Origin of the sequence: Oleiagrimonas citrea, from assembly GCF_012395255.1 — a bacterium.
GTDB lineage: Bacteria > Pseudomonadota > Gammaproteobacteria > Xanthomonadales > Rhodanobacteraceae > Oleiagrimonas > Oleiagrimonas citrea.
The window spans coordinates 358,997-373,822 of record NZ_JAAZQD010000001.1 but is presented as its reverse complement, the minus strand read 5'-3'; the positions used below and the strand labels follow the sequence as shown (position 1 = coordinate 373,822).

Here is a 14,826-nt window from a genome sequence, read left to right as displayed (position 1 = left end):
GATGCCGGTCTCAGCCTCGGCCGGAACGGTTCCATTCCTGCATGAACACGGGCAGGCGCGCTGCTTCGATGGGGCGGCTGAAGAAGAATCCCTGTGCGTCGTCGGTGCCGATGCGCTCGAGGAATGCAAGCTGTTCCTCGGTCTCGACGCCTTCCGCCACCACCGTGAGCCCAAGGCTTTCCGCGATGCGCACGATGGCTTCGCAGATGGCCGTGTCTGCAGGTTGCACCGGGATCCCCTGCATGAACGTGTGGCTGATCTTGACGCTGTCGATCGGAAGGTGACGCAGATAGTTGAAGGACGAATAGCCTTCGCCGAAGTCGTCGATCGTCAGGCGCACGCCCATCCGCTTCAGGGCGGTGAAGGTGTCCAGCGTATCCGGCGCTTCGTCGATCAGGATGCGCTCGGTCATTTCCAGCTCCAGCGCGTTGCCGGGCAGGTCATGCACCTGCAGCGCGGCCTGCACGCTGTCGCTGAAGGTGCCGCTGAGCAACTGGCGGAAGGAGACGTTGACGGCGATGTGGTCGAGTTCCAGCCCCTGGTCGCGCCATTCGCGCAATTGCCGGCAGGCTTCCTTCACGACCCATGCGCCGATGCGCACGATTTCGCCCGAATTCTCCGCGTGGGGGATGAAGTCCGTTGGGGACACTTCGCCGAACTGGGGGCTGCGCCAGCGAAGCAGTGCCTCGGCACCGACGATGCGACGTTCGCGAAGCGAGACCTTGGGCTGGAAGGCCAGCCACAATTCGCCGTGATCGAGCGCCAGGCGTAGCTGCGATTCGATCTGGTTGCGCATGCCGAGGTGGTCGTTGAGGGTCTTGTCGAAGGCGCGGAAAGTGTGCCGTCCCCGGCGTTTGGCCTCATGCATCGCCGTGTCGGCATGCTGGATCAGCAGCTCGGCGCTGTCGCCGTGTTCGGGATGGCAGGCGATACCGATGGATGTGGTCAGCACGAAGGCTTCGCCCTCGAGCTCGAACGGTTGCTCGAAGGCCCGGATGATCCGTTGAGCGCAGGCGCGCGCTGCGTCGTCCTGCGCGCAGCGCGGCAACAGCACGATGAATTCGTCGTTGCCGTAGCGGCCGCAGCGCGCATGGCCTTCGCAGCACATGCGCAGACGCTCGGCGGTCGCGAGCAGCAGGCGGTCGCCGGCATGGTGACCCAGCATGTCGTTGAGGATCTTGAAGCGGTCGAGGTCGATGTACAGCACCGCGGGCCCGATTCCGGGCTCGGCGGCGGCGAGGGCGTCCCGGGTCGCTTCGAGCATGGTGTCGCGGTTGGGCAGTCGGGTCAGCGAATCGATGCGTGCCTGCTTGCGCATGTGCTCGGCCGACACGCGCAGTTGCCGTTCGGCCTCGACGCGGGTGCTGATGTCACGCGCCACCGCGACGACGCGGTGTTGGCCGGCATCGAGGAACACGTTGGAATGAACCTCTACCGGAAAGGTCGTGCCGTCGGCACGTCGATTGACGCCGACCACGCTGAAGGTCCGGTCGACGCCGTGCGTGCGCATGACCGCCGTCATGTGATCCTCGGGAAGATTCGGGTTGAGGTCGCGGACGTTCATGCCGCGCAGGGCATGCAGCGGGTATCCGAAGGTGCGCACGGCGGCGGCATTGGCATCGACGATGTCGCCGCGCGTGTCGTGAAGGGTCACGGCATCGGGCACGGCATCCAGCAGCGTGCGATAGCGGGCGGCATGGTCCGCGCTGGTTTTCGTCTGTCCGGAATTCGAATTCGGATCAAGTGAATCCGCCTGCGCGACGCTGGAAGCGTCGTGCTCGTGCGATACAGCGCGATCCTCGTCTGAAGGCTTCTTGCGCATCCATGGTGCCGGTGCAACCCACGGCCCCCTTGCCATGTGGGAGTCATCAGTCTAGCACCACTTTCACGCTTGCGGCATCATGAATGAGTTGGCACTGATTTCTTCAGAATCAGTGGCTTGCGATGGCTTTCGCCACGCGGCTCGATGTGCTTCGTCCGAGCTCGGCCGACAGCCACAGGCCCGTCTGTGCGAGTGCTTCCAGGTCGACGCCGGTGGCGATGCCCATGCCTTCAAGCATGTAGACCACATCCTCGGTGGCGACATTGCCGGTCGCGCCCTTGGCGTAGGGGCAACCGCCGGTGCCGGACACCGCGCTGTCGACCACGGCAACGCCTTCCTCCAGACAGGCGTGGATGTTGGCCAGTGCCTGTCCGTAGGTGTCGTGGAAGTGCACGGCAAGAGCCTGCATGGGCACGGCCTCGGCGACCGCGCGGAGCATGGAACGGGCCTTTTCCGGCGTGCCCACGCCGATGGTGTCGCCCAGCGAGACCTCATAGCAGCCCAGCGCATGCAGTCGCTCGGCGACACGCACCACGTCGGCAACCGGCACCTCACCCTGATAGGGACAGCCAAGCACGGTGGAGACATAGCCGCGGACCTTCACGCCGTCCGCATGCGCGCGTTCCAGCACTGGAAGAAAGCGTTCGATGGACTCGTCGATGCTGGCGTTGATGTTCTTGCGGTTGAACGCCTCGCTGGCTGCGCTGAACACGGCGATTTCGGTCACGCCGACTTCGCGGGCGCGGTCGTAGCCTTTTTCGTTCGGCACCAGCACCGGATAGCCGACGCCCTCGCGCTTGGCGATGCCGGTGTAGACCTCGGCCGCATCGGCCAGCTGCGGCACCCATTTCGGACTGACGAAGCTGGTCGCCTCGATGGTCTGCAGGCCGCAGGCCGAGAGACGGTCGATCAGCTCGATCTTGGTCGCGGTGGGGACGATGGTCTTCTCGTTCTGCAGACCATCGCGGGCGCCGACCTCGACGATGCGCACGGAAGCGGGCAGGGACATCGGTCTACTCCTCGGCCTCGAATTGCACCAGCAGGGCGTCGGCCTCGACGAATTCGCCCTCGCTGGCGGAGATGGTCTCGATGCGGCCTGCGCGCGGTGCCTTCAGGGACAGCTCCATCTTCATGGCCTCCATCACCAGCAGTTCGTCGCCTTCGGACACCGTGTCGCCCTCGGCGGCCTTGACCAGCACGATGCGACCGGGCATCGGCGCGATCACGCGGTTGCCGCCGCCGGCTTCCTCGCCGCCGAACTGGAAGGCGGGCGCGTGCTCGAAGATGTGGCGCTGTCCTTCTGCGTGCAGCACCGCGCGACCGTTCTCCAGCCGCAGCGGAAGCCGGTGCGCGACGCCGTCGAGGTGGAAGGTCAGCACGTCGTCGACCAGACATGCGTGCTCGATGCGCGACGTGCGCCCTTCGGCGTCGGTCAGGCGGTAGGCGCCGTCGTGGCCGTGCGCCTCGATCTCGATGCGCTCGCCGCGATGCAGCAGTGCGACGATGCGCTTGCCGGCATGGCCAATGCGCCAGGCGTCCGCGCGCGCCCACGGCGAATGCGGGTCCGCGTTCGCCGTGCGGCCGGCGGCGCGGCATTCGTCTTCCAGCAGCATGGCCGCGGCGGCAGCTTGCAGGGCCAGTGCGGGGACGGACGCATCGGTAGCGAGGAATTCGTCCAGATGGCGATCGAGATAGCCGGTATCGATGCTCCCCTCGACCACGCTGGGGTGACGCGCCAGGCGTTCGAGGAAGGCAACGTTCGATTTCGGTCCCGTGATGTCGCAGGCGGCCAGCGCCGCGCGCAGGCGCTGCAGCGCGCGCGGACGATCGCTGTCGTGCACGATCAGCTTGGCGATCATCGGATCGTAGAAGATCGTCACGGTGTCGCCCTCGACCACGCCGCTGTCGAGCCGCACGTGCTCGGAGACGGGCGGCAGGTGCAGGCGTTGCAGGCGGCCGGAGCCGGGCAGGAAGTTCTGTTCCGGGTCCTCGGCGTACAGCCGCACTTCGATGGCGTGACCGTTCGCCTCGATCTGCTCCTGCGCCAGCGGCAGCGGTTCACCGGCGGCCACGTGAAGTTGCCATTCGACCAGATCGAGTCCCAATGTCATCTCGGTGACCGGATGCTCGACCTGCAGGCGCGTGTTCATCTCCATGAAGTAGAAGTCGCCTTCGGCGCCGACGATGAATTCCACGGTGCCGGCGCCGACGTAGTCGACGGCCTTCGCCGCGGCCACTGCGGCCTTGCCCATGGCGGCGCGTCGCTCGGGCGTGAGGAACGGCGAGGGCGTCTCCTCCAGCACCTTCTGGTAGCGGCGCTGGGCCGAGCATTCGCGCTCGTTGAGGTGGATGATGTGGCCGTCGGTGTCGCCGAAGATCTGGAATTCGATGTGGCGTGGATGTTCGACGTAGCGTTCCAGGATCACGCGGGCGTCGCCGAAACCGCTTTGCGCCTCGCGCTGGGCCGCACCCAGCGCATCGGCGAAATCCTTCTCTTCGCGCACGATGCGCATGCCCTTGCCGCCACCGCCGGCCGCGGCCTTGATCATCAGCGGGAAGCCGGTCGTGCGCGCCTGTTCGGCCAGATGCGCGGCGTCCTGGTTCTCACCGTGGTAGCCGGGCACCAGCGGCACGTCGTGCTGCTGCATCAGGGCCTTGGCCTCGGCCTTGGAACCCATGGCCTCGATGCTTTCCGGCTTGGGGCCGATGAAGACGATGCCGGCTTCGGCGCAGGCGCGGGCGAAGTCGGCGTTTTCCGACAGAAAGCCGTAGCCGGGGTGGATCGCCTCCGCCCGCGTCTGTCTGGCGGCTTCGAGGATGACGTCGGCGCGCAGGTAGGAGTCGGCCGGGCGTGGCCCGCCGATGGGGCAGGCCAGGTCGGCCTGTCGCACGTGCTGCGCGGTGGCGTCGGCCTCGGAGTAGACCGCCACGGTCTCGATGCCGAGGCGGCGGCAGGTGCGGATCACGCGGCAGGCGATCTCGCCGCGGTTGGCTATCAGGATGCGTCGAAACACTATTCGCCTTCCCAGTAATCGTGAGTTTCGTCGAGTCGGCCGATGTGCCGGAAGTGCGGCGGTTCGTCCTCGCTTCGTGCGTAGGCGCTGAACTTGCCGGAATCGGGGTATTCGCAGATGTCCATCGGGTCCTTGGTGCTGACCGCGAGATAGCGCAGCTCCGTCTTGCCGGTGTTGATGATCTGATGCGCCGTGTTCGCGTCGCCGGGCGGGCAGGCGATGACGTCGCCCGGCCGCAGCGGATGGCGCGCTTCGCCGTAGCGCAGTTCGCCATGGCCTTCGAGGATCAGGAACATTTCCTCGATGCCTCGGTGATTGTGGAACGGACAGTTGCGCTTGCCCGGCGCGACCACGGTGAGGTTGTAGCCCAGCTTGCGCGCCCCGATGCGGGTGGCGATATCGCCCCAGCGCACGTCATAGCCGGCTGGCGCACCGGGCGACGACCCCTCCGATGCGTCGAGGCCGCGCAGACGCACTTCGTCGAGATTGAGGATCGGGGAGGGCATGGCGTCTCCGGGCGTGGTCAGTGCGGATGATGACAGACCGCTTTGATGACGTGTCCGACGGGGTCCAGGGCGTAGGCGGCATAGTAGTGCGCGTGGTAACGCGTGCGCAGTCCCGGCGTGCCGCAGTCGACGCCACCCGCCGTCAGCACTTGCGCATCAAGTGCGCGGCTTCGCGCCGGGTCGCTCACGGCGAAATCGACATGATCGATCATGCGCCGGACGAACTGTCGCGCCAGGAAGCCCGGCGCTTTTCCAGAAAGGCGCCGAGACCTTCCTGCCCTTCATCGCTGACGCGAAGTCGGGCGATGAGTTCGGCGTTCTCGGCGTCGATCTGGGCCGCCTGTCGCTCGTCCATGCCGCCCATGCGCAGGGCCAGTCGCTTGGCTTCGCGCCGAGCCAGCGGGCCACCGCGGCGCATCGCCTTGCACACGGCCTCGACGGCATCGTCCAGCGTTTCGGCGACGACATGTTCGTGCAGCAGTCCGATGGACGCGGCGTGCGCGGCGTCGAAAGTCTCGCCGGTAACGAACAGGCGACGCGCATGGCGCAGTCCGATGGCGGCGACGACATAGGGCGAGATCGTCGCCGGCACCAGGCCGAGCTTGACCTCGGACAGCCCGAAGCTGGCATCCGCACTGCCGACGGCGATGTCACAGCAGGCGATCAGACCGATGCCGCCGCCGAAGGCCGCGCCGTTGACGCGGGCGATGGTCGGCTTGGCCAGGAAATTCAGCTTGCGCAGCAACTGCGCCAGGCGCAGGGCGTCTTCCTTGTTCTCCGCTTCGCTGGCATCGGCCATGCCGCGCATCCAACGGGTGTCCGCGCCGGCGCAGAAGCTGGGACCGGCGCCGGTGAGCAGCACGGCCTGCGCAGCCGGGTCGCGTTCGGCGGCTTCCAGCGCGTCGGTCAGCTCGGCGACCAGCGTGGCATTGAAGGCGTTGTGCAGCTCGGGACGATTGAGCGTGATGCGAGCCACGTCGTCGCGACGTTCCGTGACGAGGGTTTCGTACATGGCGCTGCGGCTCCTTCCTGACGGGTACAAGACGCCCATGATAGCGGCCTCCGACGTTCGAGGCAGGGCCGTGACGTGTTGTCGCGCACTTCGCGAAGTGCACAAAGACGAGTTATAATGCGAACCATTCTTATTTTGGCTGGATGTCCGTGCAACTCTCCGATCTGCCGAAAGGTGCTCAGGCCGTGGTACACACCGTCGAAGACGCCCATCCCGATGACCTGATCGCGCGCCGATTGCGCGATCTGGGTTTCGTCGAGGGCGAGTCGGTGCGCGTGGTGGCGCGTGCGCCGCTGGGCGGCGACCCGATGCTGGTGCAGGTCGGCTACACGCGCTTTGCGCTGCGGCGCAACGAGGCATCCCGGGTGCGGGTGAAGGACGAGGTGACGGCATGAACGCGGCCAGCCTGCGCATCGCCCTGGTCGGCAACCCGAATTGCGGCAAGACGGCGCTGTTCAATCTGCTCACCGGCAGCCGGCAGAAGGTCGCCAACTACGCCGGTGTCACGGTCGAACGCAAGGAAGGCCGCATTCTGGCGCCATCCGGGCGCAACTATCAGCTGCTGGATCTGCCCGGCGCCTACAGCTTCGATGCCGCCAGCCCCGACGAGGCGATCACGCGCGACATCTGCAGCGGCGCGCATCCTGACGAGGAAGCGCCCGATCTGATCGTGTGCGTGGCCGACGCTACCAATCTGCGTCTGCATCTGCGTTTCGTGCTGGAAGTGCTGCGCCTGGGGCGTCCAGTGGTACTGGCCCTGAACATGATGGACGCGGCGCGTCGTCGCGGCATCCACATTGACACGGAAGAGCTGGAGCGCCGGCTCGGCGTGCCCGTGGTCGAGACCGTGGCCGTGCATCGTCATGGCGCGAAGGCGCTGATCGAGCATATCGAGACGCGCGAGCCGGAGTCGGCCGCACGTGCGGGCGCGGTCGATGACGACCGTGATCTTCATCAGCAGGTACGCGAGCTGATCGCCGCTGCGGTGCAGGTTCCGCCGATGGCCTCGCGCATCGACGATGCCATCGACCGCTGGGTGCTGCATCCCGTGTTCGGGCTGGCGATTCTCGGCGTGCTGATGTTCTTCATCTTCCAGGCGGTGTTCTCCTGGGCCGAGCCATTGATGAACGGCATCGATGCCGGCGTGTCCGGGTTGGGCGCGTGGGTGAGCGGGCTGCTGCCGGCGCACAGTGCACTGCACAGTCTGGTGCAGGACGGCATCTTCGGCGGCCTGGGCACGGTGCTGGTGTTCTTGCCGCAGATCCTGATCCTGTTCCTGTTCATTTTGGTGCTGGAGGAATCGGGCTATCTGCCGCGCGCGGCATTTTTGCTCGACCGGCTGATGTTCAAGGCCGGGCTGACCGGCCGTGCGTTCATTCCGCTGCTGTCGAGTTTCGCCTGCGCCATCCCCGGCATCATGGCGACGCGCTCGATCTCCGATCCGCGTGATCGCTTGACGACGATCCTGGTCGCGCCGTTGATGACCTGCTCGGCGCGTCTGCCGGTCTACACGCTGCTGATTGCCGCGTTCATTCCCAAGCACAGCGTGTTGGGCGTGTTCAATCTGCAGGGGCTGGTGCTGTTCGCGCTGTATTTCGCCGGCATCCTGAGCGCACTGGCCGTGGCCTACGTGATGAAGCATCTGCGCCGAGACAAGAGCGAGCACGCGCTGTTGATGGAGCTGCCCGCGTACCGTTTCCCGCACGTGCGCGACGTCGCCTTCGGGCTGTGGCAGCGCGTGAAGATCTTCCTGCGCCGTGTCGGTGGCATCATCCTGTCGCTGACCGTGCTGCTGTGGTTCCTGTCCAGCTTTCCGGCGCCGCCGCCTGGCGCGACCGGACCGGCCATCGACTACAGCCTGGCCGGACGCCTCGGTCACGCGCTTCATCACGTGTTCGCGCCGATTGGCTTCAACTGGCAGATCTGCATTGCGCTGATCCCCGGACTCGCCGCGCGCGAGGTAGCGGTGTCCGCGCTGGGCACGGTGTACGCCATGTCCGGCACCGACGACGCGGTGGCCTCGCATCTGGGCGTGCTGATCGCGCACCAGTGGTCGCTGGCCACGGCGCTGTCGCTGCTGGCCTGGTACGTGTTCGCGCCGCAGTGCATGTCGACCCTGGCGGTGATCCGACGGGAAACCAATTCGTGGCGCAACGTGGCGCTGGCCGCGGGGTATCTGTTCGGTCTGGCCTACGTGGCGTCGTTGATCACCTATCAGATCGCGAGGTTGTTCACATGAGCTTCGCCATCGTGCAATTCCTGATTCTGGGCGCGCTGCTTCTGTACAGCGCGATCTTCGCCGCGCGCAAGCTGGCGCCCGAAGTCACACGGCGCCTGCTGGGCCGCGCCTCCGCCGCGCTCGATCATGCTTCCCGCAGCCGTCTGACGCGCCGCGTCGGTCGCTGGCTGCAGCCGGCCGAGGCTCGAAGCGGCGGGTGCGGCAGCGGTGATGGTTGCGGCACGTGCGGTGGATGTGCGCCGGCGCCGCAGATCGAATCGAGCGCACCGATGCCGCTGCATATCCGTCCGCATCGCCGGCGCTCCTGAGCCCGCCGCAACACGTTTCCGCACGCGTTCGCGGAACTTGAAAGGCCTCGGCGCAGACTAAATATTCGACCTGCCGAATTTCCTTCGACACGAGATCGAATCATGCGTCGCATCCTTCTGTTCCTGGGTACGAACCTGGCCGTCCTGGTGCTGCTGAGCATCGTCGCCCATCTGTTTGGCGTCGATGTGTGGGCGGCTTCGCGCGGCTACGGCGGCATGGGGCCACTGCTGATCTTCGCAGCCGTGATCGGCATGGGCGGTTCGCTGATCTCGCTGGCGATTTCCAAGTGGATGGCGAAGATGTCCACCGGCGCGCGGGTGATCGAGCAGCCGTCCAGCGAAGCCGAGCAGTGGCTGCTGAACACGGTGCGCCAGCATGCACAGGCGGCCGGCATCGGCATGCCCGACGTGGCGATCTACGAGGCGCCGGAAATGAACGCGTTCGCTACCGGCGCCAGCCGCAATCATGCGTTGGTGGCGGTCAGCACGGGGCTGTTGCACGGCATGGACCGCGACCAGGTGTCGGCCGTGCTCGGCCACGAGATCGGCCATGTCGCCAATGGCGACATGGTGACGCTGGCGTTGATTCAGGGCGTGCTCAACACTTTCGTGATCTTCCTCGCGCGCATTGTCGGTCGCATGGTCGACAGCTGGCTCAGCGGCGGTCGCGACGATCGGGGTGGCGGCATCGGCTACTTCGTCATTGTGATCGTGCTGGAGATCGTCTTCGGCCTGTTCGCATCGATGATCGTGATGGCGTTCTCGCGCTATCGCGAGTTCCGCGCCGATGCGGCCGGTGCACGACTGGCCGGACGCGGGCGCATGATTTCCGCGCTGGAGCGCCTGGGCGCCAGCTACGGCGAATCGACGCTGCCGAAGAACATGCAGGCCTTCGGCATCTCCGGCCACCTGGCCGGTGGCTTCAAGCGCCTTTTCATGAGCCACCCGCCGCTGGCCGAGCGCATAGAGGCCTTGCGCCGCGCAGGATGAGCACGGATATCCTGCGCCGTCGCGCGGGGCGGCGGCGTTTCATTCTTCAATGCGCACGTTCATCGCTGGGATGTGCTGTGCACTCGTGGCAGGATGGCGCGCATCCACATGCAGGTCGAGCTTCTTCATGAAATTGCTTCTGGTCGAGGATTCCAGGCGTTTGCGTGAAACCGTGCAGCGCGGATTGCAGGCCGAGGGTTTCACGGTCGATGTCGCGATGGACGGTGCGGAGGGGCTCACGTTCCTGCGCACCTACGAGTACGAGTTGCTGGTGCTGGACCTGATGATGCCGCGCATGGACGGCATGGCAGTGCTGCGCGCGCTGCCCTCGCTGCCGCATCGTCCGAAGGTGCTGGTGCTGTCGGCGCGCGACCAAGTGACCGATCGTGTCGCCGCGCTCGACTCCGGTGCCGACGATTACCTGATCAAGCCGTTCGCCTTCGACGAACTGCTGGCGCGGCTGCATGCGCTGGCGCGTCGCCCGAGCCTGGCCCATGCGCCGGTGCTGGAAGTCGGACCGTTGCGCATCGATCTGCGTGCGCACCGCGTGGCGACCGAGGACGAGCACGAGTTGCCGCTGACGCCACGCGAGTTCGCCCTGCTTTCCTTGCTCGCGCGTAACCGGGGCAGGGTGTTCAGCCGTGGCGAGATTCTGGAGCGGGTGGCGGGAAGCGATTCGACCGCTTCGGATCGCAGCATCGAGGTGCTGGTCTTCGGATTGCGGCGCAAGCTCGACCAGGTTGCGCCCAAGGGCTTGATCGAGACCCGCCGCGGCGCCGGGTATCTGATCCAGTGATGTCCCGTCTGGACTCGATGGCCTCGCGCATTGCGCTGATGATCGGCGTGAGCATCGTCATTCTGCTCGGTCTCGCGGCCCTGACCATGGACCATCTCGTCGATGCCGAGATGGAACAGCGTTTCGATGCCAGTCTGCTGGCACAGGCGCGCGCGACCTCGGCATTGGTCGAGCTTGGACCGGACGGTCTGGACATGGACGAGCTGCAACGCATGCCGTCGCACCTTCTTCTCGGTGACACGCGCGCCCTGTACCAGATCCAGTGCGATGATGGGCAGGAGTTGAGCAGCGATCCGGCCCCCATCTACGTTCCACGGGGTTGGCAGGAGGGCGCGGACTCCGCCCCGGCGTTCGCGGATATCGATAGCGGGAGCGCGCAGCAACGTGCGGTGTGGTTCGCGTTCCGTCCCGCAGCCGCACGACGGGCCACGGGCGCGCAGCGTGCCCCAGTGCCCGAGTGCCGCATGCTGCTCATGCTGCCGCGTACGCAACTCGACAACATTCTGTTTGCCATCGACGGGATTCTGCTTATCACGCCGATGCTGGCCTTGATCGTGGCGCTGCTGATCTCCCCACTGCTCGTGCGCAAGGGGCTGCAACCGCTCTCGACACTGGCCGAATACATGCGCGACGTCGGCCCACAAGCCCCCCGTGAGCGCCTGCCGCAGAGTCGGACGCGTGAACTGGCGCCATTGACGCAGCGATTCAATGAAGTGCTGGCGCGGATGGACGAGGGCATGCAGCGCGAGCGGCGCTTCGCCAGCGCGCTCGCGCACGAGACGCGGACCCGGCTGGCGGAACTGCGCACGCTGGTAGACGTCGAACGCAGCTATCCCAGTGGGCGTTCGCTTTCCGAAGTGCTGGCCGACGCGAGTACGATCGGAGGCGAACTCGAAAATACGGTTTCGAGCTTGTTGCTGCTGACGCGGCTCGAAGCCGGCATCGAAAAACTCGAATGCGAGCGCGTCGACTTGAGCGCGCTGATCGTCGAGCAACTGAAGTCGTTGCAGGATGTGTTGCAGCAGCGCAACGTTCGTGTCGACGTGCAGGCCCATGCAAGCGGGGTGTTCCTGGACAGCGACGCTTCGCTGTTGCGCATCATCGTCGTGAATCTTCTGCGCAACGCGGCCGTCTATGCGCCAGAAGGGGCATGTATCGAGATTGCCTGGGGGAACTGCTGCATGCAGGTCATCAATGCGGCACCGGAACTGGATGCCGATGAAGTCGCACACCTGGGGCGCCGGCACTGGCGCAAGCATTCGGCGGACAACGAAGGCCATGCCGGCCTTGGTCTGAACCTGTCCGTGGCCGCGGCGCGGGCGCTGAACCTGCAGCTGACGTTCACGCTGGATGGAAGCCAGCGCCTGCATGCAATGCTGCGCTGGACCTCTTGAGCCTTACTTGAAGTGGTGCACGAATCCGACGCTGAACCCGCCGGGCAGCCATCCCAGAATCAGCGGACTCTTGCGATGCGAAGCCCAGATGCCGACGCCGACGCCCAGCGCCGCACCGGCCAGTACATCGGTCTGCCAGTGGCCGTGGGTCTTCATCCGCGCAACGGCGTCATAGGCCGGTAGCAGGGCTAGCGCGTAGACGGCCGGATGATCGCTTCCGTAGCGCACGATGAAGGGTGTCACCGCGCCGCTCAGGGCCGCGACTTCGCCGCTGGGGAAACTCTGGTATCCGCTGCCCTTGAAGAACTCGTTGGGGTTGTTGGTCTGTGACGGACGCTTGCGCTGGAAGGTCAGCTTGAGTCCGGCCGAACCCAGCGCCGAGAACGACATCGCGTCCAGCGAGCGCCAGAAGGTGTCGCCGAGCCGGCTCTGGTCGCCGAGTGCGAACGAGCCGCCGATCACGGTGACGATCATGGCGTACTGCAGATTCTTCTGGTTGCTTCGCTTCCAGATGCCGCTGTTGTCGTAATGCAGCTTGTGGTCGATGCCCAGCGGACCGCCTCCGGCGTATGCGTTGGACAGCGGGAGCAGGCATGCCATTACCACGATGGCGGAGACGATGAATATGCGACGGGCCATGAAACGTTCTCCGTATGCGATTGTACGCGTCACGTGCATGCAGACTCGGGTAAAAGCATACTCGGATGCTTCGGCATCTGGATCATCCCGGTGACGATCAGCGTCCCGGGACGTGCAGCAGTCGAGTGCGCCGTTTCAGCGTGCGCAGGGTGACCTGGATGGCGGCCGCTATGGCTAAGGCCGCGATCCAGAACGTGTTGTGATGGGCCCAGTCGAGTGCCGACAGCTTGTCGATGAGCAGGCCGCGCGAGAGTTGCAGCACGAAGAAGGCCAGGCCGACGATGAATACACTGTTGTATTCGCGCCGCATGACGGTGCGCATACTGGGCCGGAGTTCGTTCGGTCTCCAGCGCAGCGGATTCGGCAGGAAGGCCGGGGTACGGTCGGCCCAGGCGCGCCAGGCCTCGCCGTGGGTCTGTGACAGGAAGCGATCCTCGCACGCCAGGATGCGCCGGATGTACAGCGCGTGTGCGAACTGGAACAGCAGCATGAACCACAGTGATCCGGTGGCCAGGGCGAAACCGGTCATGGTCCATGCGTTGGCCACGTACAGCGGATGACGCACCACGGAATACATGCCACGCGTATTGAGTTTGTCCGCGGACTGCTGGCGCGTGCTCCGGCGCGAAGTATCGGCCGGCACCATCGATACCGTGAGTGCACGCAGGAGCAATCCGCTGAGTGCGATGCAGAAGCCGGTCAGCGTGAGCGCATCAAGCGTGCGATGCGCGAGCGCATCGGCTGGCCAGCCCGGCCTCCAGATGGCCAGCACGAGGGCGGGAAGCAGCACGACGCCGACCAAACTGCGGCGATGGAAAAGCCAGGTACCCTGCCTTTCCAGTCGAGTTTCGGGGCGGTCTTGCGGTGCATTCATGCGGTGGACTCCAGGAGTCGGGTAGGACGCTCCGCGCGATGCGCGCGACGCAGACGGTCGACCCAGCGCGATGCCTGCTCGGCCACTTGGGCTCCGGATGAGCATGTCTGTGTGTCGATGGCGTGATTGGTGCCGCCGTAGGGTGCGTATTTGTCGCTGTTGTCGCGCGAGAACAGTCCCAGGGTCGGCGCACCGACCGCACTGGCGAGATGCATCACGCCGCAGTCCGCGCTGATGAAACCGTCCAGGTTGGCGAGCACGGCGGCCAGTTTCCGGAGGTTGCGCGAGTAGAACGGATGCGGCGTGCCCGGCAGCTGCGACAGGCCATGTTCGGCCAGGATGTCCACAATGCGGACATCCGGGTGCCGTTGGCGCAGGACGGCGATGAACTCTTGCCACCATGTTTCCGGGTAGCGCTTGTCGCCGGTGGCATTGGCAAAAATGCCGAGCACGGGACGCGTGTCGGTGCTTTCCGCGGGTTGCTCGAGAATGGCATTGAGCACGACCTTGCCACGGTTGAGTTCCAGCGGTTCCAGCCCGACGTTCAAGGCGGGCCAGGATTGCGCGCGGGCCATGCCTCGCGCCACGCGCAGCAAGTGCACGTTGCGCAGCGCGAAATGCGTGGGGCAGGACTGATGATACGCCGCGAGCGGCGAACCGTTCTCGGCGGCGTAGGGGAATCCGATCTTGAAACGCGCCGTGCAGGCGCCCAGCAGCAAGCGCCCCATGTTCGACTGCAGGCAGGCATCGATGGCCAGGTCGTAGCGTTCGCGAACCACGCTTCGCACCAGGCGGATCGAATGCAGCGGGCGGCGCGGAATCCGGCGCGGGAGGCTGATGATGCGCCGCACTTGGAAGCGGGTGCGGAACAGGGTCTCGGCCGCGCATCCGGCGCTGAGAATGTCGATCTCGGCGCCGGGATACATTGTCTCCAGTTCGCGCAGCAGCGGGCTGATCAGCACCGTGTTGCCGAGCCGGTGATTGGGGCGACACACCAGAATCCGGTGGATGCCGTGCTCGGGGAGTCCTCCCGGTGCGCACAGCTGGGCATCGATGGCGCGCAGGCGGCGGCCAAGCAGATGGGCGAGGATCTTGCGGCGTTCCTTTTCCGCGCGACCGATAAACGCGCTGCCCTGGTTGGCCGGCAGCGTCGGATGCAGTACGTATTCGCGCATGAGTCACGTAAGGCGACGAGTTTGCGCAAGGCTAGGCGGGCACCCTTAGAGCCGCCT

At 65.8% G+C, this 14,826-nt stretch carries 15 protein-coding genes; 6 read left to right on the top strand and 9 right to left on the bottom strand.

Annotated elements, in window-relative coordinates:
• Positions 1-10 precede the first annotated feature (10 nt).
• The 6 genes from HF690_RS01605 to HF690_RS01580 all read right to left on the bottom strand — a co-directional run bounded on the left by HF690_RS01605 (position 11) and on the right by HF690_RS01580 (position 6,354).
• On the bottom strand, positions 11-1,822 hold the full coding sequence (locus HF690_RS01605) for a putative bifunctional diguanylate cyclase/phosphodiesterase (protein ID WP_275690242.1): 1,812 nt from the start codon (positions 1,820-1,822) through the stop codon (positions 11-13).
• 109 nt (positions 1,823-1,931) lie between these two features.
• Positions 1,932-2,831, bottom strand: coding sequence for a hydroxymethylglutaryl-CoA lyase (locus HF690_RS01600; protein WP_168608223.1), 900 nt, complete (start codon positions 2,829-2,831; stop codon positions 1,932-1,934).
• A 4-nt stretch (positions 2,832-2,835) separates the two neighbouring features.
• Positions 2,836-4,836, bottom strand: coding sequence for an acetyl-CoA carboxylase biotin carboxylase subunit (locus HF690_RS01595; RefSeq protein ID WP_168608222.1), 2,001 nt, complete (start codon positions 4,834-4,836; stop codon positions 2,836-2,838).
• Positions 4,836-5,342, bottom strand: a complete 507-nt coding sequence (locus HF690_RS01590) for a cupin domain-containing protein (RefSeq protein WP_168608221.1) — start codon at positions 5,340-5,342, stop codon at positions 4,836-4,838. The genes HF690_RS01595 and HF690_RS01590 overlap by 1 nt, the downstream gene beginning before the upstream one ends.
• Before the next feature lie 17 nt (positions 5,343-5,359).
• Positions 5,360-5,554 (bottom strand): VOC family protein, encoded by a 195-nt coding sequence (locus HF690_RS01585; RefSeq protein ID WP_168608220.1) that lies wholly within the window; start codon positions 5,552-5,554, stop codon positions 5,360-5,362.
• Positions 5,551-6,354, bottom strand: a complete 804-nt coding sequence (locus tag HF690_RS01580) for an enoyl-CoA hydratase-related protein (RefSeq protein ID WP_168608219.1) — start codon at positions 6,352-6,354, stop codon at positions 5,551-5,553. The genes HF690_RS01585 and HF690_RS01580 overlap by 4 nt, the downstream gene beginning before the upstream one ends.
• A gap of 149 nt (positions 6,355-6,503) precedes the next feature.
• Between HF690_RS01580 and HF690_RS01575 the strand changes: the two genes are divergently transcribed.
• The 6 genes from HF690_RS01575 (at position 6,504) to HF690_RS01550 (ending at position 12,081) form a co-directional block, all read left to right on the top strand.
• Entirely contained in the window at positions 6,504-6,749 is a 246-nt protein-coding gene (locus HF690_RS01575) for a FeoA family protein (protein WP_113065977.1), read from the top strand.
• Positions 6,746-8,593: a ferrous iron transporter B gene (feoB, locus tag HF690_RS01570; RefSeq protein WP_168608218.1), complete on the top strand. Its 1,848-nt coding sequence runs from the start codon at positions 6,746-6,748 to the stop codon at positions 8,591-8,593. The genes HF690_RS01575 and feoB overlap by 4 nt, the downstream gene beginning before the upstream one ends.
• Positions 8,590-8,901 (top strand): DUF6587 family protein, encoded by a 312-nt coding sequence (locus tag HF690_RS01565; RefSeq protein WP_113065936.1) that lies wholly within the window; start codon positions 8,590-8,592, stop codon positions 8,899-8,901. Before feoB ends, HF690_RS01565 begins: the two co-directional genes overlap by 4 nt.
• A 102-nt stretch (positions 8,902-9,003) precedes the next feature.
• A complete protein-coding gene (gene htpX / locus HF690_RS01560; protein ID WP_168608217.1) occupies positions 9,004-9,891 on the top strand; it encodes a protease HtpX in 888 nt (295 codons plus the stop codon).
• 127 nt (positions 9,892-10,018) lie between these two features.
• Positions 10,019-10,687 (top strand): response regulator transcription factor, encoded by a 669-nt coding sequence (locus HF690_RS01555; protein WP_113065938.1) that lies wholly within the window; start codon positions 10,019-10,021, stop codon positions 10,685-10,687.
• Positions 10,687-12,081, top strand: a complete 1,395-nt coding sequence (locus HF690_RS01550) for a sensor histidine kinase (RefSeq protein WP_113065939.1) — start codon at positions 10,687-10,689, stop codon at positions 12,079-12,081. Before HF690_RS01555 ends, HF690_RS01550 begins: the two co-directional genes overlap by 1 nt.
• Positions 12,082-12,084: 3 nt before the next feature.
• Here the strand turns inward: HF690_RS01550 and HF690_RS01545 are convergent, their stop codons facing one another.
• The 3 genes from HF690_RS01545 to HF690_RS01535 form a co-directional block, all read right to left on the bottom strand.
• Positions 12,085-12,720 (bottom strand): phosphatase PAP2 family protein, encoded by a 636-nt coding sequence (locus tag HF690_RS01545; RefSeq protein WP_193568349.1) that lies wholly within the window; start codon positions 12,718-12,720, stop codon positions 12,085-12,087.
• Between the two features lie 97 nt (positions 12,721-12,817).
• On the bottom strand, positions 12,818-13,594 hold the full coding sequence (locus tag HF690_RS01540; protein ID WP_168608216.1) for a methyltransferase family protein: 777 nt from the start codon (positions 13,592-13,594) through the stop codon (positions 12,818-12,820).
• Positions 13,591-14,769: a glycosyltransferase family 9 protein gene (locus HF690_RS01535; RefSeq protein WP_168608215.1), complete on the bottom strand. Its 1,179-nt coding sequence runs from the start codon at positions 14,767-14,769 to the stop codon at positions 13,591-13,593. Before HF690_RS01535 ends, HF690_RS01540 begins: the two co-directional genes overlap by 4 nt.
• Positions 14,770-14,826: the final 57 nt, after the last annotated feature.